The sequence below is a fragment of the Kitasatospora sp. NPDC051984 genome (assembly GCF_044593455.1).
Lineage (GTDB): Bacteria > Actinomycetota > Actinomycetes > Streptomycetales > Streptomycetaceae > Kitasatospora.
The window spans coordinates 1-1,188 of the sequence record NZ_JBIUCB010000066.1 but is presented as its reverse complement, the minus strand read 5'-3'; the positions used below and the strand labels follow the sequence as shown (position 1 = coordinate 1,188).

Here is a 1,188-nt window from a genome sequence, read left to right as displayed (position 1 = left end):
CTGAGGACAAGCCCTCGGCCTATTAGTACCGGTCAACTCCACCCCTCACAGGGCTTCCATATCCGGCCTATCAACCCAGTCGTCTACTGGGAGCCTTACCCTCTCAAGGAGGTGGGAGTGCTCATCTCGAAGCAGGCTTCCCGCTTAGATGCTTTCAGCGGTTATCCCTCCCGAACGTAGCCAACCAGCCATGCCCTTGGCAGGACAACTGGCACACCAGAGGTTCGTCCGTCCCGGTCCTCTCGTACTAGGGACAGCCCTTCTCAACACTCCTACGCGCACAGCGGATAGGGACCGAACTGTCTCACGACGTTCTAAACCCAGCTCGCGTACCGCTTTAATGGGCGAACAGCCCAACCCTTGGGACCTACTCCAGCCCCAGGATGCGACGAGCCGACATCGAGGTGCCAAACCATCCCGTCGATATGGACTCTTGGGGAAGATCAGCCTGTTATCCCCGGGGTACCTTTTATCCGTTGAGCGACGGCGCTTCCACAAGCCACCGCCGGATCACTAGTCCCTACTTTCGTACCTGCTCGACCCGTCAGTCTCACAGTCAAGCTCCCTTGTGCACTTACACTCAACACCTGATTGCCAACCAGGCTGAGGGAACCTTTGGGCGCCTCCGTTACTCTTTAGGAGGCAACCGCCCCAGTTAAACTACCCACCAGACACTGTCCCTGATCCGGATCACGGACCCAGGTTAGACATCCAGCACGACCAGAGTGGTATTTCAACGGCGACTCCACCATGACTGGCGTCACGGCTTCAAAGTCTCCCACCTATCCTACACAAGCCGAACCGAACACCAATATCAAGCTATAGTAAAGGTCCCGGGGTCTTTCCGTCCTGCTGCGCGAAACGAGCATCTTTACTCGTAATGCAATTTCACCGGGCCTATGGTTGAGACAGTCGAGAAGTCGTTACGCCATTCGTGCAGGTCGGAACTTACCCGACAAGGAATTTCGCTACCTTAGGATGGTTATAGTTACCACCGCCGTTTACTGGCGCTTAAGTTCTCAGCTTCGCCCGACCGAAATCGGACTAACCGGTCCCCTTAACGTTCCAGCACCGGGCAGGCGTCAGTCCGTATACATCGCCTTACGGCTTCGCACGGACCTGTGTTTTTAGTAAACAGTCGCTTCTCGCTGGTCTCTGCGGCCACCACCAGCTCAGGGAGCAAGTCCC

At 56.4% G+C, this 1,188-nt stretch carries 1 rRNA gene; it reads right to left on the bottom strand.

Annotated features, from left to right (window positions below):
* Positions 1 to 2: 2 nt before the first annotated feature.
* A 23S ribosomal RNA gene (locus ACIHEI_RS37485) occupies positions 3 to 1,188 on the bottom strand; the annotation flags it as partial.